This window comes from Chitinophaga cymbidii (assembly GCF_007992715.1).
Lineage (GTDB): Bacteria > Bacteroidota > Bacteroidia > Chitinophagales > Chitinophagaceae > Chitinophaga > Chitinophaga cymbidii.
This window is the reverse complement of record NZ_BKAU01000004.1, coordinates 413,229-438,246: the sequence shown is the minus strand read 5'-3', so window position 1 is coordinate 438,246 and position 25,018 is coordinate 413,229. Positions and strand designations below refer to the sequence as shown.

The window sequence follows — 25,018 nt, the reverse complement described above, 5'->3', positions numbered from 1 at the left end:
ATTTATTTTTTTTGTCCCATGATGATGATATGATATGGCAACGCAAATGCGCTGAACAGGGTATGAATGCCGGAAGCTGCAAATATCTCTTTTAGCAGTTGCTCATCAAATACATGCTGATGCAGGCACCTGTTTTCAAAATTCCTGAGCGCCCGCTCGCGGAACTGTTCCGGCCCGCCGCATAGCGGGTCCATTGAAAAATCGTGCAGCCGCAGTATCTCATCCAGGTGAGACAGATCATCCTCCTGCATATCTGCCTTGAAATCGTCCATCAGATGCTGAAATGTGGTGACAGAGCGGCGATGGTCAAAAGTATAACGTCTGTCCGGCAGCACGAGCAGCATTACGCCTCCGGGCTTCAGCACCCGTTTCCATTCTTCAATGGCTTTGAGCGGGTTTGCAAAATGTTCAAGATTATGGCTGCTGAGCAGGAAATCATATGCGCCGTTCTCCACCTTCCGGAGGTCGTTGCCCTCGCAGATGAACTGGTATCCGGCTTTCCCTTTCGCATATCCGTAGTTTTTTCCTTCCGCTATAGTTCCCTCCCATACTGTATTGGCGGAGAAATTAACACCGTCTATTGTGTCTGTGAGATTATAAACAGGCAGCAGCGCTTTTGCGGAAAATATTTTACTCGGCCCGCCGATCTCCAATCCGTGTTTTCCTTCAAAAAAGGCCCTGTACGGCTTGAATGCGGCAAGTTCTTCACCCCAGATCGCCACCTTGACCTTTTTCAGAAACCGGAAGGGATTGATTTTCATAAATTGATTTTATTGTTGTTTAACAGCCACGCGGCCGGTCTCATCGATTCGGCTCAGGTAGATGCGTGTGCCTGTTTCTTCAAAATATTCGTCCACCGCCTTCCGGGCGCCTTCCCAATGACCATAATCGTCGATGATCAGTATGCCGCCGTTGCTCAGTTTCGGGAACAGATGGACCAGCTCGTGTTTTGTAGAGCTGTACCAGTCCGTATCCAGCCGGAGGATCGCTATCTTGTCCGGCATGATCGCCGGTATGGTGTCTTCCACCTTGCCTGCCACGTAACGTATGTTACCGGCGGGATAAGCGCTGAGCGCCATGGTGGCCTTTACAGTATCCAGCGTGGCATATGCCCATACGAGATCGCTCTCTTTTTTGTCGGCATTGCTTTGCAAAAGATCAGCCGCCTTTTCTCCCCGGAAATCGCTGTCTACTTCTTCCGGCGCCGGCATGCCGCCGTACGTATCGTACATGTAAAGCGTGCGCTGCGTATCTCCGAGCGACACGAGTGTTTCGGCCACGGCAAGCATACTGCCGCCTTTCCAGACGCCGCACTCAACAATGTCGCCGGCAATGCCGTTCTTATGAATATATTTAACCGCTTCAACGAGGGCGAATACCCGCTGAGGACTGGTCATCGTATAAGGTTTTACTTTTCCCGCGACATGACAGTGAAATGTGTCAAAATCAGGCGGAAGTGCTACCGGCCGGGGAAATATCCGGCGGTAAATTCTCTTCAGATAGCTCATGAATTACAGGCTTAATTTAAAGCGACCGTAAATATAAATGTTTAACCTTAAAAATCACGGGATTCTTCGCTACCGGCAGGTCAGTTCAGCCTCCCCGCCCCGGCGTAATACCGTTTCCAGTAAGGCTCTTTCAGGTCGCTGATCACAACGCCTGAACTGGAGGAGGCATGTACAAAACGGTCATTTTCCAGGTAGATGCCTACGTGGGAGATGCGTTTGCTTCTGTTGATGGCAAAGAACACCAGGTCGCCAAGCTGAAGCTCGGCCTTGTTGCGGAGACGTTTCACCTGGTTGTAAAGTTGTATGGAGTTGCCGGCGATAGACATGTGAAATACGGCGCCGAGCAGGGTATTAACGAAATTGGAGCAGTCGATCCCCGTTTTGGAATTGCCGCCGAGACGGTATGGGGCGCCCCACCAGTCTTCGATAAAGGAAAAAAGCTTTTCGTTCCCCACTTCCTCCACGGGTACATCCAGCAGCTGCGCATATTTGAATTGCCAGCTCTGGGCCGCTTCGAGGCTGTTGGAGGCAGGTGTGTTCTTTGGCTGGGTATTCCGCCCCTTGTAATGGTGAACGGAAGATTTGGCGCCGGGGGAGATCGCGATGTCCTCGATGAACTCCACCTTTTCTTCCCTCTTTTGCGCCGGCTTTGAGGCGGTTTGCTGTTGCTTTCTGGTGATAGCGCAACTGGCAAAGGATACAGCGCAAACTGTCAGAATAAAATAGGTTTTTCCCGTTCTTCTCATCATGTACACCCGTTTAAAATGGTTGCAATATAAAAAAAATGTCGTTTTTTTGCTCTTTGACCCGCTCCTAATTTTAAGATCGACGATGAAGTTTTCTCACCTGCACGTACACACGCAGTTTTCGCTGCTGGACGGGGCTGCCGACATCAAGCAGCTCTACAAGAAATCAATGGCCGATAACATGCCCGCGCTGGCGATCACGGACCATGGTAATATGTTCGGTGCATTCCAGTTTGTAGCAGAAGCCTATAATCATAAGCTGAATCCCGATGATCCTAAAGATAAACGCCTGAAAGTGAAGCCTATTGTAGGCTGTGAGTTTTATTTGGTGGAAAACCGGCACAAACGCCAGTTCACCCGGGAAGAAAAAGACATCCGCTACCACCAGGTGCTGCTGGCGAAGGACGACGAAGGATACCGCAATCTCATCAAACTCTGCTCCCTCGGCTACATGGAGGGCCTGTACGGCAAATATCCGCGTATCGACAAAGAGCTGATCCTGCAATATCACAAAGGGCTGATCGCCACTACCTGCTGCCTCGGCGCCTCCGTGCCCAAGACCATCCTCAAGCACGGCGAAGAAGCCGGTGAAAAGGAATTCAAATGGTGGCTGGACATATTCGGGGAGGATTTCTACGTGGAAATGCAACGCCATGGCATCCCCGAACAGATCAAGGTGAATGAAGTGCTGGTAAGGCTCGCGGAGAAATACAATGTGAAGATCATCGCATCCAACGACTCCCATTACGTGGACCAGGAAGATGCGAACGCGCATGACATCCTGCTCTGCATCAACACCGGCGAAAAGAAGAGCACGCCCACCATGAAAGAGTTCGCGGATGATGATGTAATGGTGAAAAACAAACGTTTCGCGTTTTATAACGACCAGTTCTACTTCAAGACCACGGACGAGATGAGCAAACTGTTCCACGACCTCCCGCAGGCGCTGGACAATACCAACGAGATCGTGGACAAGGTACAGCTGCTGGACCTGAAGCGGGACATCCTCCTGCCCAACTTCCCCATCCCCCCTAACTTCCTGACGCAGGACCAGTACCTCCGCCACATCACGATGGAAGGCGCGCACCAGCGGTATTCGGAAATGACGGCGGAGATCGAGGAGCGCATCAACTTCGAATTGAACGTGATCGAGAACATGGGTTTCGCGGGATACTTCCTGATCGTGTCCGACTTCATCAAAGCCGGCCGCGACCTCGGCGTGTTCATCGGCCCGGGACGCGGTTCCGCCGCGGGCTCCGCCGTGGCTTACTGCATCGGCATCACTAACATCGACCCGATCAAATATAACCTCCTGTTCGAAAGGTTCCTCAACCCGGAACGTAAGAGCATGCCCGATATTGATACGGACTTCGATGATGAAGGCCGTCAGAAAGTGATCGACTATGTGGTGCAGAAATACGGCAAGCAGCAGGTAGCGCAGATCATCACCTACGGTACCATGGCCGCTAAAATGAGTATAAAGGACGTGGCGCGGGTGATGGACCTTCCGCTGATGGAATCCAACATGCTCGCCAAGTTGGTGCCGGACAAACCGGGCATTCAGCTTTCCCGCATCTTCAACGCGCCGCTGGACGGCGACAAGAGCCTTTCCGAAAAAGAAGGGTTGATGGGTGAAGATATCGAGAACGTGAAAAAACTGCGGGAACTGATCAAGGGAAGCGACCTGCAGGGCGAAGTGCTTCGTGAAGCCTGCGTACTGGAAGGCTCCGTACGGAATACGGGCATCCACGCGGCAGGCATCATCATCGCCCCGAAAGACCTCTCCGAACTGATACCCGTAGCCACCGCCAAAGACTCCGACCTGCTGGTGACCCAGTTCGAAGGAAACATCATCGAAAGCGCCGGCGTTATCAAGATGGACTTCCTCGGGCTGAAAACCCTCACCATCATCAAAGGCGCCCTCGAACTGATCAGGAAGAACCATAATGTGGACATCGACATCGACAACATTCCACTCGATGATGCCAAAACTTATGAACTGTACCAGAAAGCCGAAACCAACGCTACATTCCAGTTCGAAAGTCCCGGTATGCAGAAATACCTCCGCGAACTGAAACCGGACAAATTCGATGACCTCATCGCCATGAACGCCCTCTACCGCCCCGGCCCGCTGGAGTATATTCCCACCTTTATCCGCCGCAAGCACGGCCTGGAACCGGTGACCTACGACGTGCCGGTGATGGAGGAATACCTCGCGGAAACCTACGGCATCAACGTATACCAGGAACAGGTAATGCTCCTCAGCCAGAGAATGGCCAACTTCTCCAAAGGAGATGCGGACATTCTCAGAAAGGCCATGGGTAAGAAACAGAAAGCGGTGCTGGACAAAATGAAGGCCCAGTTCATCGCCGGCTGTAAAGAAAATGGCCACGATCTTAAAATGTGCGACAAGGTGTGGACGGACTGGGAGGCATTCGCATCCTACGCGTTCAACAAATCGCACGCCACCTGCTACGCTTTCGTGGCGTACCAGACGGCCTACCTCAAAGCCCACTACCCTGCCGAATACATGGCTTCCGTGCTCAACAACGCCAGCAACCTGGAAAAGATCACTTTCTTCATGGAAGAATGTAAGCGCATGGGGCTGGACGTATTGCCGCCCGACGTGAATGAATCGTTCAAAGGTTTTGCGGTGAACAAAAAAGGCCAGGTGCGCTTCGGCCTCGCGGGTCTTAAAGGCGTGGGCGAAGCCGCCATTGAAAGCATCATCGAAGAACGGGAAAAGAACGGGGCCTACGCTTCGGTATTCGATATGATCAAACGGGTGAACCAACGGGCCGTGAACAAGAAATCCCTGGAAGCGCTGGCCATGTCAGGCGCGCTGGATTGCTTCCCGGACCTTCACCGCGCGCAATACTTCCACAAACCGGAGGGCGAAAGCACCACCGGCCTGGAAAAGATCATCAAATTCGGGCAGCAGGCGCAGGCCGGCAGCCAGACTTCCGGCGGCCTTTTCGGGGACGAGCTGATGCCGGAGATACCCACCCCGAAGATCCCCCCCTGCGATCCCTGGCCGTTGACCATCAAGCTCAACAACGAACGCGAAGTAACCGGCATCTATATCTCCGGTCATCCGCTGGACGATTACAAGTTCGAGCTGCGGTATTACAACATGAGCACCATTGCCGAAGTACTGGAATACCAGAACCAGATCAGCGGCGCCTCCGACAATAACAAAGGCAGGGAACGCGCATTCCGCATGGCCGTTTACGTGACCAGCGCCGTGGAAAGGATCTCCCGCAACAACAAGCAGTTCGGTATCATGACGCTGGAAGACTACACCGGCAAGTTCGAATTCGCGCTCTGGAGCGAAGACTTCCTCCGCTTCACCACCCACTTCAAATCCGGCCTTTGCCTGTACGTGAACGGCGCATTCAAGCCCCGGCGCTTCAACGAGAACGAATACGAGTTCAAAGTACAGGGCATGCAGCTGCTACAGGAAGTGAAACGCACGCATACCAAAAAGATCGGGCTGCTGACGCAGCCGCAGCATATCACCACCGAGGTGATCGACTTTCTCGTAGACAACGCGGCAAAATATCCCGGGAAATGCGAAGTCTACCTGCAGCTGATCGACCAGCAGGAAGACCTCACTGTGAAGCTGCATACCTTTAACCGGCACATCGAAATGAATGACGAGTTGGCGCATTTTTTGGACACCCATCCGGACATCGATACTTATATTGACATTTTCAATAAGTAGGCGTGTCAAAAAAGCAGTAGTTTTACACCGGTTTGGTTTTTGCATATATTGCATGTCTGTTTGAAAGACATAAAATCCGGAAAACATTCAAGACCAATCATTTACAAGATTTTCAACTTTTAAATTCATAACAATGGCTTTAGAATTCACAGATGCGAACTTTCAGACCACCGTGTTGAACTCGGACAAACTGAGCGTGGTTGATTTTTGGGCGGAATGGTGCGGTCCCTGCCGCGCGATCGGTCCCGTGATCGAAGAACTGTCCAAAGACTACGATGGCAAAGTAAACGTCGGTAAGGTGAATGTGGACAACAACCCGCAGATCTCCATGAACTACGGTATCACCAGTATCCCTGCCATCCTGTTCATCAAAAATGGCCAGGTAGTGGACAAACAGGTGGGTGCGGTGCCTAAATCTGTTCTGGAAAAGAAAATTCAGGCTAACCTCTAAAAGAGGTAACCATAAAATCGGGAAGGGCGCTTATTGGCGCCCTTTTTTTGTGGGTTTAGCGGACGAGGGTGAATGTCCCTTTGCGGGTTTGCAGTACAATTTCCCCTACATCTGAATAAAGACCGTACGTCACAACGTACACATACGTTCCCACGGGCTGCGGCTGCCCGTTTACCTTGCCGTCCCATCCCTGGTAGGGATCGTTTTGCTGGAACAACAGCTCTCCCCAACGGTTGTAAAGCTGCATGCTGAATACCATCACACCTTTGCTGACCGGCTTGAAGTAATCGTTCTGACCATCGTTGTTCGGGGAAAAGGCATTCGGCATGAAAAACGACCGCAGATAAGTGACGTGTACATTTACCGTATCGGCCGGAACACAGTTCTGTCCTGTGAGTGTGCGCACGATGTACCGCGTGTCCCGGAGCGGACGGGCGATGGTTGTAGCGCAAACGGGGCAGCTGAGGTTGCCGTCCACCGGATCCGATTCCCATTGGTAGTCCGGCGCGTTTTCCGCCTGCAGTATTACCTGTTCGCCGATATTGATCGTTATATCCTCGTTGCGTATCCTGATGTTGGGATAAATCTGGTTGATGATTGCTACGTCCTCTTCTGTTCTGCATCCGTTCGCATCTTCTACCGCAACATGATAAGTACCGGCGGACAGGTCCGGGAAGACGCTGCCGGCCGCGGCGTTGTTTTCCCATGTGATGTTATAAGGCGCAGTGCCGCCGGAAGGGGAAAGGTTGACCTCGCCATCACCCCGGCCGCAGATTTCGTCAGTTTTGGCAATGCCGGCGAGAAGAGGCGCCGGTGTAGTCAGTTCTAATTCCAGGCTGTCAATACAATAGCTATTGCGAACATACACTTTATAAGCTCCACCGGGCAAGCCGGTAAAGTCTGGCTGCGACTGAAATGCACCATCCGCCAGTGCATATTCAAAAGGCGGTGTGCCCAACGTGACTTGCACGCTGACGGCGCCATCCCTGGAATCGTCACACAACGGTGGTTGAATGACCGCACCAGCAGTCAGCAGCCTTGCAGCATCTTCTGTCATCCCGAAATCGTCTGTGATAATACATCCCTGGTCATCCGTTACGGAGATGGAATGAATTCCCCTTTCCACTGCGCTAAAAACAGGTTGGTCAGTGCCGGGAGCACCGTCAAGCGAATATGAAAAAGGAGCCGTTCCTCCCGAAATATTGATCTGCACCGCTCCCTCTGTATGGCGGCAATCGATCTCCTGCATTATGTCCGCGCTGAACTGCATCGGAGGTGAAATGAACAGCTCCACTTCGTCTGTAGCTGAGCATCCTCCGTTAGTGACAGTAACGGCGTAGGTTCCACCAGTGCTGGCAGTCAGAAACCTGCCGGTGCTGCCGTCGCTCCAGCTGTAAGTACTGAATCCGTCGCCCGCATCCAGCGTTGCTGCGCTGCCGTCGCAAAGCCGGACCTCCGGTCCGAGGTCTACTGCTGGCGGTTCTACCACCACAATATTCCGGCAGGCGGTTTGCTGCGTGGCAGTTCCTTCATCCGTAATAAGATTGATCGTATACCTACCTGGCCGGTTATATTGATAAACGGGAGGCGATGCTGAAGTGGAAGACGGAATGCTGGCGTCCGTGCAGCTCTCGAAGGACATTCTCGTTAGCGTACCGTTGCGCGCATTGGGAACAAATGCATACAGCTCATTGTCTACTCTGAATATACTGGAAATAGCGTGTGGAAGATCAAAGAGGTTACCAGGATTACCAAGATACTCACCTGTGACGTTACCGGTAATACCACCATGAAAAACAAAACGCCCGATAGCGCCTCCTGAGGCTGTCCCCGGTTCTCTTCCATTTACGGCTATGGCCATTATTTGTCCGCATTCCCTGATAAGAGAGATATCGCGGGGATGATTCAATCCTGTGCCGGGGTTGCCCAAATCAACAACCGCGGGGGCCGTGTTCAGAAGAGAAGGTCCGAAATCGAGGCGTATCAATTTGCTATCCCGTTCATTCGTCACAATAAGATGCCAGTTTCCGTTTTCCTGTATGGCAAAAATACCGGTAGGCGCATTCAGCACTCCTCCCAGATTTCCGAGATTGATACCAGTCGGCGGTTGCGTAAAGTCATCGCCGAAATCGAGCCTCGTAATAGTATTATTTTCAGAGTTACAGGTGAAGCCATAATATTTACCTCCATCCTCGAATACGTAAAGATCAATCGGATAGGCCATGTTTCCGATATTTCCCCAGTCCGTTCCCACCGGAGCGTTATTCGCAAGTGAGGCCCCAAAATCGATGGTCACTACGCGGGAGCCGCCAAGCGCTGTTCCTCCCACGACAATAATATGCCATCCTGCTGCATCCTGAACAACCTGTACACCTTCCGCATTGGAAGGAATGCTGATATTGCCCAGTTGTGTTCCAACCGGGTTATTAAGCAGGCTGGTGCCAAAATCCAGCCGGACAAGCCTGTCATCCGTATTATTGATCACAAAGACATAGTAATTATCGCCGTCCTTCGCAATAGCTGTGAAGACGGGGTCTTTGAGCAAGCCTCCAAGATTGCCGAGGCTGCTCAGCTCCGGGTTGCTGTAGATGCTGCCGGAACAGAAATTCCAGAAGTAGCTGGTTATACCGGTGGATGTATTCTGCAACTGCACCGGCGATCCTACGCAAACAGTGTCGGGAGCGCTAAAGCCTGCTGTCTGGGCATTAGTAAACAACGGGAAAACAATAATTATCGCCAGGAGTCTTAAAACTTGCATAAGCAGGTAGAGAGATAGATCAAATCGATCCTGCAAATATGCTCAATTAAAGCCGGACTTCATATAACATTATCGTTTTATGGGTGCCCATTATCCCCGGTTTACCTTCTTTATATTGTCATATGGCAAGAATCCCTTATTTTGCCACATAATCAACCTCAGTCATCTCAAAACCACTGCATGGCAAATTGGGAAAATATTGCCCGAGGGCTCCTGGGCATGATCTTTCTGATCGCTGTTTGTTACCTGCTCAGCAATAACCGCAAGGCTGTGAACTGGAAACTTGTCGGCATCGGCGTATTCGCGCAGGTGATGTTCGCCATGGGCGTGCTGCACACGCAGATCGCCGGGCAGCCGGTGTTCTGGCTTTGCTTCGGCGCGCTGATCCTTCTTTTCATCATCAACAGGTTCCGCCGCAAGCAGCGGGAAGGCTTTGGCCTTCCGCAGGACGCAGGCAGCTGGGCGCTGGCGCTCGCGGCGCTCGTGGGCTTTTACTTCGGTATTATACGCAGCCACCTGTACGCCTACCCCGCTATTGCTTTTTTTGCGGGATTGATACCGGTGGTGGCGATGATAAAAATATTGCAGCGGCGCAGCCTGGAGTTGTTGAAATGGACGATACTGGCGGCCTGTGTTATACTGACCGTTTCCGTTTACCTGAAGCTCTGCAACCCGGAGGTTTTCAGAAGTGTATTGTCCTCCATTTCGGGTGCGTTCGTGGACCTGATCAATATCAGCCACAAGGGTACGGAATTCATGTTTGAGGGGCTGGCGGATTTTACGGGTTCCTGGGGATATATTTTTGCCGTGCAGGTACTGCCGAATATCATTTTCTTTGCTGCCCTGTCTTCCATCCTGTATTATCTCGGCGTACTCCAAAAAATCGTATATGTGTTCGCGTACCTGCTCAACAAGCTGAAGATCTCCGGCGCCGAGAGCCTCTCTACCGCCGCCAACATCTTCCTGGGGCAAACCGAAGCCCCGCTGATGATACGCCCTTATCTGGAAAAAATGACCCGTTCCGAAATACTGTGTATCATGGTAGGCGGCATGGCCAACACCGCCGGCAGCGTACTGGCGGCCTATGTGGGCATGCTGGGCGGAGCGGACATCGACCAGCAGCATTATTTCGCGCTGCACATGCTGAGCCAGAGCATCATGAGCGCGCCCGCCGCCATCGTATGCTCCAAGATATTGTTCCCCGAAACGCAGGAACACCTGATCTCCAAAGACCTCCGCGTTCCAAAGGAAAAGCTGGGCGACAACTTCCTGGACGCCCTCTCCCTCGGCACCACGGACGGCCTGAAGCTCGCCGTGAACGTGGGCGCCATGCTCATCGTGTTCACCGCCATGATGTACGTGGTCAACGCCATGCTCGGATGGGTAGGCGGGCAAACCGACCTGAACCCGCGGATCGCCGCCATGAGCGGTGGCCGCTACACCTCCCTGTCACTCGAAATGCTGCTGGGATACGTGTTTTCGCCGGTGGCCTGGCTGATCGGCGTGGCGCAGCAGGACATGGTGGCCGTAGGTCAGCTGTTGGGAGAAAAGACCGTGCTCAACGAATTCCTGGCTTATAAAAGCCTCGGCCATATGAAGGAAACCAACGTCATACAGGACCCTAAATCCCTGCTCATCGCCACTTATGCGCTTTGCGGCTTCGCCAACTTCGCCTCCATCGGCATACAGATCGGCGGGATCAGCCAGCTGGCGCCCAACCAGCGGAAAAACCTCACGGAACTGGGCGTAAAAGCCCTGATAGGCGGTACTATCGCCTGCCTCATGTGCGGTTGTATAGCCGGAGCGCTAAGCTGACCGGGAAAAACGGGGATTGATCGAAAAATGACAAAGATCTCGACCGCCATTATTACATTTACACAACGGATGCCTATTTACCATCACCTATAAAAGCACAACTTGCGTAATCTTACCCTGATCATCTTCCTGACCTGCATCTGCATAACGGCCGCCGCACAACGTAAATGCGGCACTGAAGAAGCATTATCCCAACGGATACTCCAACAGCCAAAACTCGCCGCCAGATTACAGAACCTGGAAACACAGCTTCGCCAGCAGCGGCCGGACAACCGCTTTTTCCGCATCAATCCCCGTGTAACGATCCCCGTAGTCGTGCACATCGTACTGCCAAATCCCGAACAGGTGACCAACATACAGGTATTGAACCAGCTGGAAAGCCTGAACCTGGACTACATCGCGCAGAACACCGACATCAGCAAAGTGCCCGCCGTATGGCAGGGACTGGTGGGCAATGCGGAGGTGCAATTCTGCCTCGCCGCGCGCACGCCGGACGGAGATCCCACTTCCGGCATCACCCGCACGGTGACCGCCCGCAGCTCCTTTTCCATCAACGGCGCCGCGCAGGACGTGAAATATACCGCCACCGGCGGCGCTCCCGGCTGGGATAACACCCGTTACCTTAACATCTGGATCTGCAACCTGGACGATAACTACCTCGGCGTAGCCACGCCGCCGGGAAACATCTATCCGGCGGAAGAAGACGGCGTGGTGGTGCATTACCGCGCTTTCGGCAATACCGGCACCGCTTCGTCCCCCTTCAATCTCGGCCGTACGCTCACCCACGAGATCGGCCACTTCTTCGGCCTGCGGCATATCTGGGCGGACGACAACGGCGGATGCACACAGGATGACGGGGTGGACGACACACCCACACAGGCCGGCCAGAATTACGGCTGCCCCTCCTATCCTTTGCTGGACAATTGCCAGGCTGCCGCGCCCGGCGTCATGTTCATGAACTACATGGATTACGTGAACGACGCCTGCATGTACCTCTTTACCACCGGGCAGACGGACCGCATGCGCAATGCGCTGGACGCACAGCGCGCCTCGCTGATGACCTCTGACGGCTGCACCCCCGTAGACCTGAAAACCAGCGACGCCGGCATCACGGAAATACAACAACCGCAAGGCTACCTCTGCGTCACTGGCCAGTCCCCGGTAGTGACGCTCAGGAACCGCGGAACAGCAGTGCTCACCAATGTGACGATCCGGTATTCCATCAACGGCGGCACGCCGGTGAACCAGAACTGGACGGGCTCCCTGGCCTCACAGGCCGAAACCGCGGTGATACTGCCCGGCTTTAATGCCAACGAAGGCAGCTTCACTCTGAAAGTCTACACAGAACGGCCAAATGGCAATACGGACGAAAAACCGGAGAATGACACGTCCACCGTGAACTTCAGCTATCGCGCGCCGGTGAGCATGCCTTTCCGGGAAACCTTTGAAGACGGCACATTCCCGCCGGCGGGTTTCAGCATTACCAATCCGGACCGCAGCTTCACCTGGGAACGCGCCGGCGTTGGCAGCAAGGGCAGCAACTATTCCGCCGTGGTGCGCAACCTCGGCTACGCCGTGAACGACCAGGTGGATGATCTGGCCGGTCCCGTTGTGGACGCTACCTCCGCGGATTCCGTATTCCTTTTCTTTGACGTGGCGGCAGCTGTTTCGATGGACCCGGACTTCCAGGGCAATCCCTGGGACACGCTGGAAGTGCTGCTCACCACGGATTGCGGGCAAACGTTCATACCCACCGGCTACAAAAAATGGGGCAAGACGCTCATCACCAAACCCACCCGCGTGATCGATGAATACCAGCCAATGGCTGCCGAATGGCGCACCGATTCCATCGACCTGACGCCCTTCATCTACCATCAGCAATTCAGGGTGGTCTTCCGCAACACGTCCAACTACGAAAACAATGTTTATATCGACAATATCAACATCGTCAAAAAAGATGTCAACCGCACCCTCCGCGAAAAAGGCATCCTCATCTGGCCCAATTCCTTCACCAGCCAGTTCTTCATAGAATTCAGCCCCTGGCCGGAAGATCTGCAGGGCATCGCCGTCTACGATGCGCTGGGAAGGCTCGTTTACATCCGGCAACCCGCCATCCGCGCAGGCAACAGGGTGACAATTGATTTGGTAAATGAGGCAAATGGTGTTTACTTTGTAAAGTTGTTTTACAGGCAACAGGTGAGGACATATAAAATAGTGAAAGCAAAATGACGACGACCATCGCTACGCAGCCCGGACTTGAGACAATACTCGCAGCATCCACCCTGGACGCAGATCTCCGCAGGATAGCCAACAAAGTGTTGAAACAGGAACGGCTCACGCAGGAAGACGGCGTAACGCTGTTTGAAAAGGGAGATATCGGTTACCTCGGCGCCCTGGCCAACCATGTACGTGAACGGAAACACGGCAACAAGACCTACTTTAACCGCAATTTTCATATCGAGCCGACCAACGTTTGCGTTTTTACCTGCAAATTCTGCTCGTACTCCCGTTTGTACAAGAACCGCGAAGAAGGCTGGGAACTGAGCATCGACGAGATGCTGGACATTGTGAAGAAATATGATGATCAGCCCGTTACGGAAGTGCACATCGTCGGCGGCGTGCATCCCAAAATGAACCTCGACTTCTTTACCGGGCTGATGCGAAAGATCAAGGCGCACCGGCCGGAACTGCATATCAAAGGCTTCACGCCCGTAGAGCTGGATTACATGTTCCGCAAAGCGAAAGTGACCGTGGAAGAAGGCATGCGCATCATGAAAGAGGCCGGCCTGCAATCCCTCCCCGGCGGCGGCGCGGAGATCTTTCATCCCGATATCCGCCAGCAGATATGTCATGATAAGGTAGACGCCGAAGGCTGGCTGAAGATCCACCGTACCGCGCATGAAATGGGCATGGTCACCAACGCCACCATGCTATACGGGCACATCGAGGAATACTGGCACCGCATCGATCACATGACCCGCCTCCGCGACCTGCAGGACGAAACGAACGGCTTCAACACCTTCATCCCGCTCAAATTCCGTAATAAAGACAACGATATGGCGCATGTTCCGGAATCCACCATCGTGGAAGACCTGAAGATGTACGCCGTTGCCCGTTTGTATATGGACAACTTCCCGCACATCAAGGCTTACTGGCCGATGCTGGGCCGCAACAGCGCGCAGCTCACGCTTTCCTTCGGTGTGAATGACCTCGACGGTACCATCGACGATACCACGAAGATCTATTCCATGGCCGGCTCCGAAGAACAGAGCCCGTCCATGAACACCGCGCAGCTGGCCATGCTCATCCGGCAGGCAGGGCGCATTCCCGTAGAGCGGGATACGGTGTACAACGAAGTAAAAGACTATTCCAACGTAGTGTTCACGGACGAAGAGCTGATGAACTGAAATATTTGAAGATGACAATTATGAAATATTCGATCGTACTGGTGGTGATGAGCAGCCTGTATATGGGCGCCTGCAACAACAACCCGTCCTCCCGGCAGGGCAGCAACGCCGCTACTTCAGAGTCCGCCGCCACAGTAACGGACAAAGGGCCTGCCTTCAAAAAAGAAGGCGTGCTCTCCTTCATCGGCAAGGAAAAAGGCGATACCATCCGCACCATCGATATTGAAATTGCAGAAACAGATGAAGAAAGAGCGCGGGGATTGATGGACCGCAAGTCCATGGCCGATTCGCAAGGCATGCTGTTCATCTTTTCCGAACCGGAGGAACAGTCTTTCTGGATGAAGAATACTTACATTTCGCTGGATATTATGTACGTGGATGAAAAGATGGAGATCGTGTCCATCCAGAAATATGCCACGCCCCTTTCCGAAGAAAGCCTTCCTTCCTTTAAGAAGGCGCAGTACGTGGTGGAAGTGAATGCCGGGTTCAGCGACCGGAATAAAATAAAGTATGGCGACAAGATCGCGTTTACGAAGCAGTAGCGTTATTGCAGCTCTTCCATCGTAAACGACTTTTCCCTGCCTTTGTACTGCTGCTTCACTTTTAGTATATCCTTCTCCGTTACCTTCTCCGCCTTGTTGCCCCATGCGTTGCGGATGAAGCTCATCAGCTGCGCGATGTCCCCGTCGGAGAACTCGTCGTTATGAATAATGCCAGGCATATCTCCGCTGATCTCGGGCGCCTTGTACACTTTGCCGTTCACTTCCACGGGGCCGGTCAGGCCATACAGCACAATGGCGATCAGCCGTTCTTTTCTGCCGGTGACGATCTCGGAGTGGTTGAGCGGCGGGGCGAGGGATTGTATGCCGTCGCCGTCAGCGCCGTGGCAGGTTTGACAGATGGTTTTGAAGATGAGGTTGCCGCGGGGGAATTCTTTCACGAGAGCTTCGTCCAGCTTCGCTTTGCGGTGATTGGAAATATCGGTGATCACCTTTTTCAGATGACGGCGGATGACAAGATTGGTATCTGCGCTCCAGGCAGTGATCTCGCGGAACAGTTCTTCTTCTTTGTCTTTTACGTTACTGATCACTGCGTCGGCCACAAAGCGGTCGTTCGGGAATTTTTGCCAGATGGTTTTGAGGATGCGGGCGGCAGCAACGGCGTCTGTTTTTTGCAGTGTGGGCAATACGTAAGCTACTGCAGGAGCCTGTTGCGGATCGGTAGCCAGCGCTTCGAGCAAGGGCAACACCGGCGCTTTATTGGCGGCATTGAGAATGGAAGGCAGCGCCGCCAGGGCCTGTGACCGGATCTGTTGACCGGGTTGCTGCAGCAAGGCCACGATATCCTTCATTTCCAGCGCCTGCAAGCCTTCGAGCGTCCACATCGCATGCAGAAGGCCCAGCGGCCTGTCCGTTTGCTGCAGGCGGGCGCGGAGCGCGGGTATGATCTGCCGGTAATGCCCGTCCACCAGCATCTGCTGCGCTTTGTCGCGCACCCACCCGTTCCGGTCATCCAGCTGCGCCAGCAGCTTTTCCGGATCGGCTGTCAGCTGCACAGGCTGGGGGTTCTTTTTGTCTTTCGGCAATACACGGTAAATGCGGCCGCAATTCAATGGCTGCGAAAGGTTGCGCACCCCGATCTCGTTTTTGAGATAAGGCGTGAGATATGTTTTATGCTGGATGATGCCACGGTACATGTCCAGCACGTACATCGCGCCATCGGGACCGAGATGCAGGTTCACCGGGCGGAAACGTTCGTCCGTGCTCGCCAGGAACTCCCTGCCTTTGTACGCCTGCCTGCCTTTGGCAAAGTACCCGCTGTCCCGCACGATGTTCCGTTTGATCAGGTTGGCGGAAGGTTCCGCCACGAAAATATTTCCCTCAAAAGCATCGCCGTAAAGGCCGCCGCGGTATACCAGCGGGCCGCAGGCCGCGGTGAAATTCACGAGCCGCAGGCTGTCGTCCAGCACGCCGTTCATGTATCCGCGGTTCACACCCGGCGTGGCGCGGATGGGATACACGCGGTTATCCGGCACAATGTTGCGGTTGAAGCCGTCTACCGTGCGCTGGTGGGGGTTGGCGGAGCCGAGGCCGGGACTGAAATAATCGCCCAGTACGTTCTCCGAATTGTTATTATAGAAAAGCCTGCCGTAGTTATCCTGCGAAATGCCCCACTGGCCGCGGAAATGCGTGTCTTCTTTGAGCCAGCGGTTACCCATCTTGCGGTAACGTTTGGAAGATTTCGCGTTGTATATCCAGTTGTCCATTGCCCGGAGGAGGCCGTTGGGCTGGTGTTCCACGTTGCCGCCTTCTGTGTAGGCAGCGTCTACAAGCGTTTTTTTGCCGGCCTTATCTCCGTTGACCTCCACGTACCAGAGGCGCGGCGGCTCCGCTACCAGCAAGCCGTTCTCCACAAAGCAAAGAGCGCGGGGAAGAATGAGGGAGTCGAGGAACACCGTGCGTTTGTCGATAGCGCCGTCGCCGGTCGTATCTTCCAGTATCACGATCCTGCCGTTGGGCGCATCTTCACCGGTGCCCACGGTATCCGGCATGTAACCCGTCATTTCCGCCACCCAGAGGCGGCCGCTTTCATCAAAGGTCATGGCCACCGGCACGATCACCTGCGGCTCCGCGGCTACGAGCTGCACGGTAAAACCTTCTTCCACTTCCAGTGATTCCAGGGACTGCTCCGCTGTGAGCACCGGCGATTCCGCGTACAGTTTCCGCATGGCCAGCGAGTCTGATCCAGCGTTTTTTTCAACATTGTTGCAGGAGATGGTTAAAAACCCGGCAATTACGCCACCAATAAGAGTCTTACGCTTCATTTTTGTACCGCGGAACATAAATTGAAATCGATTGAATTTTGCTTCAAAATACTATAGCGAGAGCGTAATTTCAAATTTACGGACGGGATGGCGGGGAAATTTTTGATCAGCGGTTGAATGGGAAGGTTGGCGGAGATCAGAAGAACCGCCTCCGGAAAGCGCTCCGCAAATGCGAATATCCGTTCATCAGGTTACCCACAATAAAATTCTCCTTGAGGTTATGCCGCAGCGTGCTTCGCATAATCCGCACCACCGCATCCTTTTCCACCTCCCCTGTTTCCTTTACAAAGGCCAGCCGGTTGACCGCTATCAACGCCAGTATCGCTCCAAAGGCAAACAAAAAGTTCCATTCATGCAGCTCCACCAGGTGAAAGGATTTGGTCCAGTTGGGGCCACCCCATTCCGCATCGATCTTCAGATGGCGGCCTGTGAAATAATCCGCCAGGGAACCGCCCAGCAATGGCGCGAGGGCGGAAAATATAGCGGTGATCACGTTCTTTGCGGCGAGATAGATGATCGCATCCGCCTGCGGCGCCAGCTTCAGCCCGATATTGGTCAGCGACAGGTTGATACCGGCATTGGAAAATCCCATCAGGATGTGGATCAGCGCCAGCAGCACCAGGTTCGGCCACAGCTGCGAGTAGATGCCCACAAAACACCAGGCCACGAGGCACAATATATAGATCGGCGCACCAATGGCAATGATCGTTTTATTGCTGTAACGGTCCGCAAACAGGCCCCAGAGGCGGATCGTGAGGATGCTGGACACCTGGCTCAAAATAGTCAGCCCGATGATGTAAGACAGGCCGAGGCCCATGCTTTTCATCATGAACACGGTGAAGAACGGCGCGGCGATGTTCACGGCGAATATCCATGCGGAATTGAAGATCAGCAGTTTCCTGAAGTTGCTGTCTTTCAGCGGGCGGCGCAGCATCCGGAAGATGTTTTCTTTCGTGAGGAAGGACTGCGGCTCGGGCGTCATGGACAGGATGTAGGAACCTGTCAACCCGATGATGCCCGCGGCAATGAACATCCAGCCGTAAGCATCCATCTCCAGCTCCGGCCGGCGGTCCCGCAGGAAATCCAGCCCAAGCGCCAGCAGCAGGCTCAGGACCACGTTCAGCGTTTGCATATAGCTGCTGCGTTTTGCAAAATAGCCGCCCAGCTCCCGCTCCGGCACCAGGTCTTTCATCCAGGAATTCCAGCTGGCGCCGGCGATGGCGCCGGAAAAGTAGTAGAAGAAAAGGATGGGGATGATCAGCTCTATTGTTGTGAATTGCGGGAAGAACAAGGGTAATATGCCGATGATGACCAGCGGGAAACGCGCAAGGAACGAAAAGATCACGGTAATGGCGCGGCGGTTGTTATAACGCCTGACCAGCCAGATGGAGATCAGCTGGAACAGGTTCACCAGCGTTGGCAGCGACGCAATAAGGCCCAGCTGTAAGTTGCTTGCGCCCAGCAGTATGGCCATTGCTATAATAAACGCACCGCCGGTAAGCGTGGTCATGGCCTCTGAAGCCACTCCATCCCTGATAACCATTTTCAATCCATGCCTGACGTCCTGTTCCGTAAGCGTTTGCCTTGGCTTCAAGTCCATTTTTTCAGCGTTTTGGTGATTCGGACAATGATTGTACCAAAGAAAAAGCGCGCCGTAACAGCGCGCTCCCTTATGTTAAACTACGTTTTTTAGTTCAGGCTCCTGAAGTCCACCGGCACGAGCTTGCTCACACCCGGCTCCTGCATCGTTACACCGTAGATCACGTCAACAGCCGCCATCGTCTGCTTGTTGTGCGTAACGATGATGAACTGCGAGTTGTCGGAGAACTTGCGGATCATGTTGGTGAATTTGCCCACGTTGGCGTCATCCAGCGGAGCGTCCACCTCATCCAGGATACAGAAAGGCGCCGGTTTGATCAGGTAGATGGCGAACAGCAATGCGGTGGCGGTAAGGGTTTTCTCCCCGCCGGAAAGCTGCGTAATGGCCGCGGGCCGCTTGCCTTTCGGCTTGGCGATGATCTCTATGCCGGTGTCCGCCAGGTTAGCGGGATCGTTGAGGATCATATCGCACTGGTCTTCTTCCGTGAAGAGCGCTTTGAACACACGGATGAAGTTTTCCTTTACCTGGTTGAAGGTGTCCAGGAACTTCTGGTTGGCGGTGGATTCCACTTCCTGGATGGTAGCCAGCAGGGATTCTTTCGCGTTCACCAGGTCGTTCTTCTGCTCAAGGATGAACTCGTACCTTTTCTTCATTTCGGTGTAGGCTTCGATGGCCGTCGGGTTGATCTCACCCATGTTTTCCAGCCTCTTCTTCAGGCGTTCGGCGTTGGACTGCAGGTCTTCCACGCTTTGCGTACCGGTGCGTTCTTCGTCCAGTATCTCGTCCAGGTTGATCTTGAACTCCACGCTCAGCCTTTCTTTCATGGAGGCCAGCTGCAGCTTCAGTTCGTTCACCTTGTCCTTGATCTGGTTCAGGTTCTGTTCCAGCATGTCGCGCGTTTTCTGCTTGGAGCGGAGCGCGCTTTCCAGCTCCTGCAGCTGGTTGCGGAAGTTGTAGTATTCCTGGTCCTTTTCGTTGAGCGCTTTCTCTTCTTCTTCCCTTTTGCGGAACAGGTCTACCAGCCCGTCTTCCGAGTGCAGCAGGCGGTCTTCCGCCGCGGCGATGTTGCCTGCCGTGTCTTCGAGCTGTGTTTTATTGCTGGTGATCTGCTGGTGCAGGTCACTGAGTTGCTTGCGTTTGAAGTCCAGCTCCTGCTTCAACCCCTGCACCTTGCTGTGCTGGCGGGTATGCTGCAGGTTCTGGTTGTTGAACTGCGTGCTGGCCTGGTTGAACTGCTGCTCGGCTTCCTGCGAGGCGCGGTCCGCCGCCACAATGCTGTCGTGCAGCGTGTGCACCTGGTCGTTCAGCGTTTCCAGCTCATCGCGTACGCTGGAAATGCTTTGCTCGTTAACGGCGAGCGACTGCTCCATTTCCGCCAGCCGTTTGTTGCCGGTTTCGATAAGATGATGGAAATTCTCGATGCGGTTTTGCAGGCCGAACAGCTGGTTATTCAGCTGGTTCACCTTTTCCCGCACGGCGTTGATCTTGTTTTCGTTGAGCTGGCTGTTGTAGCCCAGCACTTCATCGTGTTTCGCCTGCAGCTGCGCTTTGAGGCTGCCGCAGATGCCTTCCAGCTCGCGGATCTCGGCATCCAGCTTTTCGAGGTTCTTGGCGCGGCCCAGTTTCTTTCCTTCGAACAGGCCAACGGAACCGCCGTTCATGCTGTATTTGCCGCGGTGCACACGGCCGCTCTTTTCGGTAATAAGCACGTCCTGGTCCGGCAGTTCAGCGAAGCTGACGCTGGTGAGGTCCGTTTCCGCCACGAATACTTTACCCAGCAGGTAGTTGCCGAGCCCTTTGTATTTCTCTTCGATCTCCACTACGTCCAGCGCGGGCGTTGTGCCCGGGGGCGCAAACAGGCTGCCGGCCTGGTGATTGAACTGATCGAGGATGAAGAAGTTGGCCTTCCCTTTTTTATGCAGGTCGAGCAGCTGAATGGCCTGGATGGCTTCTTCGGCGTTGTTCACCACATAATAGTTCAGGTATGGTTCGAGGAGGTTTTCGATGCAGGTGCGGTAATCTTCCTTACAGAAAAAGATATCGCTGAGGATGGGCGCCTTGTTGTTCCAGTCGCTGTTCTTCTTCAGGAACTTGATGCTTTCGGGATAGCCTTCGAGACTGTCTACCAGGGATTTCAGCAGGTCGTATTCGTTCTTTTTCGAATCGAGCTTCCGGTTTTCGTCCACCAGCCTGTCACGCAGCCCTTCTATTTCGCCTTGCGTGGTAAGTATCTTGTCTTTCGTTTCTTCCTGGAAGCGGATCATTTCTTCCAGCTCGTCCTTGCTGTTGGCCAGCGTTTCCTGCAGGCCGGCCTTTTCTTCTTCCAGCGTCTGTATCTGCGTTTCACGGGCCGTCTTCTCTTCCTGCAGCTGCTGGATGCCGCGTTGCAGGTTCTGCACGGAAGTATCGGCCACCGCTACTTTCTTTTCCGCTTCAAACTGCTGGCGCTGCCATTGCTGCTGGTCCTGTCGCAGTTTCTCCAATTGCTGCTTCTTTTCGGAAAAGTGCTGCTTCTTTTCATCCACCATCTCCTGCAGCCCTTCCAGTTCGTCCTGCATGGAATCGAACACCTCCTGTTCTTCCGTTACCTGCGTTTCGGTAAAGGCAATGGATTCGGTGAGGCCGTTCAACTGGCCTTCCGCGTTGTTCAGGAAGTCCGTCAGGTTTTTTTCGCGCTCCTTCAGGTAAGTCAGCTGCTGGGTGGCGAGGTTCTTGTCGTTCTCTTTTGTGCGGATACTGGACACCAATTCGTTGAAAGACCGCTGCAATACCTGCAGTTCCCTTTCCTTGGCTACGAAGTGCAGTTTGTCCTGTTCCACGGCGGCCTCGTCTGTGGATATCTCCGCTTCCAGGGCCATTTTGCGGTCGGTTTCCTGCTGCTGTTGCTCGGTAAGGTCGCGGAAAGTGATGTTGAACCCTTCCAGCGCGGCTTTCGCCAGTTCAATACTGGCTTCTTTATATTCCTTTTTGATCTCGTAGTAGCGTTCGGCTTTCTTCGCCTGGCTTTCGAGCGTCTTGAGGTTGTTGTTGATCTCGAACAGCAGGTCCTCGATCCTGTTCAGGTCGCCTTCTGTGGCGTCCAGCTTGGATTTGGCTTCCTTTTTCCGGGTCTTGTAGATGGAAATACCGGCAGCCTGTTCCAGCATGCGGCGGCGGCTGTTCTCTTTGTCCTTGATGATATCGTCTACCATCCCCAGCTCGATGATCGCGTAGGAATCGGTGCTGACGCCGGTATCGAGGAAGAGGTTATGAATATCTTTCAGGCGGCAGGCCACGTCGTTCAGCCGGTATTCGCTGTCGCCGTTCTTGTAAAATTTACGGGTAATGGTCACGGTGGTGAATTCCGTGGGCAGCACGTTCTTGGTATTCTCGAACGTGAGGCTTACTTCCGCCATACCACTGGCGGAACGGGTACGGGAGCCGTTGAATACAAGGCCGGCCTGGTTTTCGGAACGCAGGTTGCTGATCTTATGTTCGCCGATCACCCAACGGATAGAGTCGATGATATTACTCTTTCCGCAGCCATTGGGACCGATCACACCGGTCACACCTTCATCGAAGTGCAGCACGGTTTTGTCCGCGAAACTTTTAAACCCTTTGATCTCTAGTGTTTTTAAACGCACAACACCTCCTTTTTATGAGCCGCCAAAGATAATCGAATAAGTTGATTTCAGTATCATGGGGTTGCTTTCCGGTCGGGCGGTCAGACAGATATGGCAACACAACATGCTCTTTTGAGGTGATCCTGAAACAATTGGTAAATTAAAAGAGAACACATAATATTTACTATTTATTTATACACACTTGGGGATAATTTTTACACGGACGGCCGTATGGAAATTATTTAAATAATTGATAATGAAATATATGTTATATTCAATTCGATAATCGCTTGATTATTAAAGTAGATTAAAAAGATGACGCTTATATTGTAATTTTGCCGCTAATGCAAGATCGTTGGTTCAAAGAAGCGAAAGCCTTTATATTCAGTTACCATTTCAGCAACGGACTTCGTACTACCCTGAGCGTTGTTGTCCCCTCCCTCATTTTTTCCGGTATCGGGCGGCTGGACATGGGCATTTCCATTTCGATGGGCGCCCTGTGCACCGCGCTGGCTGATGTTCCGGGCACTATTATTCATAAGCGGAACGGCCTGCTGATCAGCACGGTGCTGATCTTTCTCACCGCGCTCGGCACGGGCCTGCTGCAGCCTTACATTCCCTTGCTGACGATCTGGATCGGCCTCTGCAGCGTGTTTTACAGTATGCTGCTGATTTACGGCAACCGTGGCGGGAACATCGGCGTCGGGGGCTTGCTGGTGATGGTGAGCGTACTGGCAGAGAATTTCACGCCGGCCGGAGCCGTGCAAATGGCCGTGCTCACGCTGAGCGGCAGCATCTGGTATTCGCTGCTGGCGCTCCTGCTCTGGCAGGTAAGGCCGTACCTGACCGTGCAGCAAACCCTCGGGGACTGCATTCAATCCACCGCCCGGTACCTCCGTTTGCGGGCGGACTTTTACCAGCCGGCCAAAGACATCACCGATACTTACCGCGATGTGTTCGCGCAGCAGGTGGTGGTCAATGAAAAACAGGAAGCCGTACGGGAATTGCTGCTGAAGATGCGCTCCGCGCAACAGGGCACCACCAGCATCAGCAAAAGCATGGTGCTGATATTTCTTGACCTGGTAGACATGTATGAACAGATCATGGCCTCCCAGATCGATTATACTTCCCTGCAAAAACAGTTCGGGCAGTCAAAAGTAGTGGAGCAGCTCCACCACAGCATCGTGCAGTTCGCGTACGAGCTGGACCAGATAGGCATTGCCGTAACAGCGGGACAACGTTCCATGCTCAGGGTCAACCTGAAGCTCGAGCTGGAAAAAGCCCGCCGCGAATTCAAAGCTTACCAGGCCGAGCTGCCAACGCTGAAGGAAAGGGCCGCCCTCCTGCCCTTTGAAGCGGTGATCGACAACATGCAGCACATCGCGCAGCGCATCTACAACCTTCACCGCCTCACACGGCTGGAAAGAGCCAGGGAAGCCACCTTCGATCATCAGCTGGAGCTGTCCAAATTTACCACCCGTCATCAGTACGACCTGGCGACCTTCCGCAATAACCTTACTTTCAACTCCCACATCTTCCGCCACGCAGTGCGCACCGGGCTGGCCATGGTAACGGGGTTCCTGCTCGGGCAAGCCCTGGGCATCAGCAAAACCTACTGGATATTGCTCACCATCATGGTGATCATGAAGCCCGGCTTCAGTCTTACCAAAACACGCAGCTTCCAGCGCGTGATCGGTACGCTGATCGGCGCTTTCTTTGCAGCGGGCATTCTATGGCTCACAAAAGATGATACGATCATCTTTTCCATTATGCTGGTATGTATTCTCGGGGCCTACAGTTTTACCACTTACAATTATGTGGTGAGTGTGGTATTCATGACGCCGTTCATTGTGCTGCTGCTGCATTTCCTGCAGCCGGCGGATTTCCAGAACCTTACCCACCGCGTCATTGATACGGTCATCGGCGGCGGCATCGCATTTTCTTTCAACTATTTCTTCTGGCCGAGCTGGGAATACCGCTTCCTGCCGGATTACATGATCAAAACGATCGCCTCCAACAAACAATACCTCACGCAGGTGATCAACCTGTATACGGACAAGCCTTTCAGCCTGATCTCCTACAAGCTGGCGCGCAAGGAAGTGCATGTGAACACCGCGAACCTCACGGCCGCGTTCCAGCGGATGCTGTCGGAACCCAAAAGCAAGCGGAAACACGGTTCGGAACTATATCACTTTGTGGTGCTGAGCCATACGCTGTCTTCCCACATCGCGCAGCTGTCCGCCTTCGCATGGCAGCACCGGCTGCAGTACAAGCGCCAGGAGTATAAGGACATCCTGCTGTTCCTGCTCACCATCATGGACCAGATCGGGCAATACGTCAGCGAAGGCGTGATCTTTCCCGACCTGCCACCCACACCTGCTTTCCAGCAACTGGAAGATCATCTGGAACATCTGTTACAGGTGCGCCAGCAGCAGATCAACGAAGGGAAAGGCAATACGCAGGAGCGGGAAGAAATGCTGGAAATTAAACATGTGCGGGATCAGTTCAATGCGTTGTATTCCGTATTGAAAGATATGAAGAAGGCCGCAGTGCACGGGGCGGTGATAGCAGAGGGATGATCAG

At 53.6% G+C, this 25,018-nt stretch carries 14 protein-coding genes; 7 read left to right on the top strand and 7 right to left on the bottom strand.

Translation table 11 applies throughout. The features are described from left to right. Positions 1-2: 2 nt before the first annotated feature. The 3 genes from CCY01nite_RS18000 to CCY01nite_RS17990 all read right to left on the bottom strand — a co-directional run bounded on the left by CCY01nite_RS18000 (position 3) and on the right by CCY01nite_RS17990 (position 2,257). Complete coding sequence (locus CCY01nite_RS18000; protein ID WP_146864721.1) at positions 3-761, bottom strand: methyltransferase domain-containing protein; 759 nt, start codon at positions 759-761, stop codon at positions 3-5. Positions 762-770: 9 nt separating this feature from the next. Next, positions 771-1,397: a TylF/MycF/NovP-related O-methyltransferase gene (locus CCY01nite_RS17995; protein WP_186831129.1), complete on the bottom strand. Its 627-nt coding sequence runs from the start codon at positions 1,395-1,397 to the stop codon at positions 771-773. Between the two features lie 191 nt (positions 1,398-1,588). Next, the gene (locus CCY01nite_RS17990; RefSeq protein WP_146864716.1) at positions 1,589-2,257 is read right to left on the bottom strand and encodes a C40 family peptidase; all 669 of its coding nucleotides are present in this window, start codon (positions 2,255-2,257) and stop codon (positions 1,589-1,591) included. Positions 2,258-2,339: 82 nt separating this feature from the next. Here CCY01nite_RS17990 and dnaE point away from each other — a divergent pair, with 82 nt between their 5' ends. Then, on the top strand, positions 2,340-5,978 hold the full coding sequence (dnaE, locus tag CCY01nite_RS17985; RefSeq protein ID WP_146864714.1) for a DNA polymerase III subunit alpha: 3,639 nt from the start codon (positions 2,340-2,342) through the stop codon (positions 5,976-5,978). 133 nt (positions 5,979-6,111) lie between these two features. Further along, complete coding sequence (trxA, locus tag CCY01nite_RS17980) at positions 6,112-6,429, top strand: thioredoxin (RefSeq protein ID WP_146864713.1); 318 nt, start codon at positions 6,112-6,114, stop codon at positions 6,427-6,429. 55 nt (positions 6,430-6,484) lie between these two features. Here the strand turns inward: trxA and CCY01nite_RS17975 are convergent, their stop codons facing one another. After that, entirely contained in the window at positions 6,485-9,187 is a 2,703-nt protein-coding gene (locus tag CCY01nite_RS17975; protein WP_146864711.1) for a T9SS type B sorting domain-containing protein, read from the bottom strand. A gap of 180 nt (positions 9,188-9,367) precedes the next feature. Between CCY01nite_RS17975 and CCY01nite_RS17965 the strand changes: the two genes are divergently transcribed. From CCY01nite_RS17965 to CCY01nite_RS17950, 4 genes are all read left to right on the top strand, one after another. Beyond that, positions 9,368-11,002: a NupC/NupG family nucleoside CNT transporter gene (locus CCY01nite_RS17965; protein WP_222614434.1), complete on the top strand. Its 1,635-nt coding sequence runs from the start codon at positions 9,368-9,370 to the stop codon at positions 11,000-11,002. A gap of 102 nt (positions 11,003-11,104) precedes the next feature. After that, positions 11,105-13,231, top strand: a complete 2,127-nt coding sequence (locus CCY01nite_RS17960) for a M43 family zinc metalloprotease (RefSeq protein WP_146864709.1) — start codon at positions 11,105-11,107, stop codon at positions 13,229-13,231. Continuing rightward, positions 13,228-14,409, top strand: a complete 1,182-nt coding sequence (gene mqnE, locus CCY01nite_RS17955; protein WP_146864707.1) for an aminofutalosine synthase MqnE — start codon at positions 13,228-13,230, stop codon at positions 14,407-14,409. The genes CCY01nite_RS17960 and mqnE overlap by 4 nt, the downstream gene beginning before the upstream one ends. Before the next feature lie 20 nt (positions 14,410-14,429). Beyond that, positions 14,430-14,951: a DUF192 domain-containing protein gene (locus tag CCY01nite_RS17950; RefSeq protein ID WP_146864705.1), complete on the top strand. Its 522-nt coding sequence runs from the start codon at positions 14,430-14,432 to the stop codon at positions 14,949-14,951. A 2-nt stretch (positions 14,952-14,953) separates the two neighbouring features. On the opposite strand, the gene CCY01nite_RS17945 is transcribed toward CCY01nite_RS17950, so the two are convergent. From CCY01nite_RS17945 to smc, 3 genes are all read right to left on the bottom strand, one after another. Then, positions 14,954-17,137: a DUF7133 domain-containing protein gene (locus CCY01nite_RS17945; protein WP_246129969.1), complete on the bottom strand. Its 2,184-nt coding sequence runs from the start codon at positions 17,135-17,137 to the stop codon at positions 14,954-14,956. 232 nt (positions 17,138-17,369) lie between these two features. Beyond that, the gene (locus CCY01nite_RS17940; protein WP_146864701.1) at positions 17,370-18,833 is read right to left on the bottom strand and encodes an MFS transporter; all 1,464 of its coding nucleotides are present in this window, start codon (positions 18,831-18,833) and stop codon (positions 17,370-17,372) included. Between the two features lie 89 nt (positions 18,834-18,922). Continuing rightward, on the bottom strand, positions 18,923-22,456 hold the full coding sequence (gene smc / locus CCY01nite_RS17935) for a chromosome segregation protein SMC (protein ID WP_146864699.1): 3,534 nt from the start codon (positions 22,454-22,456) through the stop codon (positions 18,923-18,925). A 323-nt stretch (positions 22,457-22,779) separates the two neighbouring features. Between smc and CCY01nite_RS17930 the strand changes: the two genes are divergently transcribed. Beyond that, positions 22,780-25,014 (top strand): FUSC family protein, encoded by a 2,235-nt coding sequence (locus CCY01nite_RS17930; protein ID WP_146864697.1) that lies wholly within the window; start codon positions 22,780-22,782, stop codon positions 25,012-25,014. Positions 25,015-25,018 lie beyond the last annotated feature (4 nt).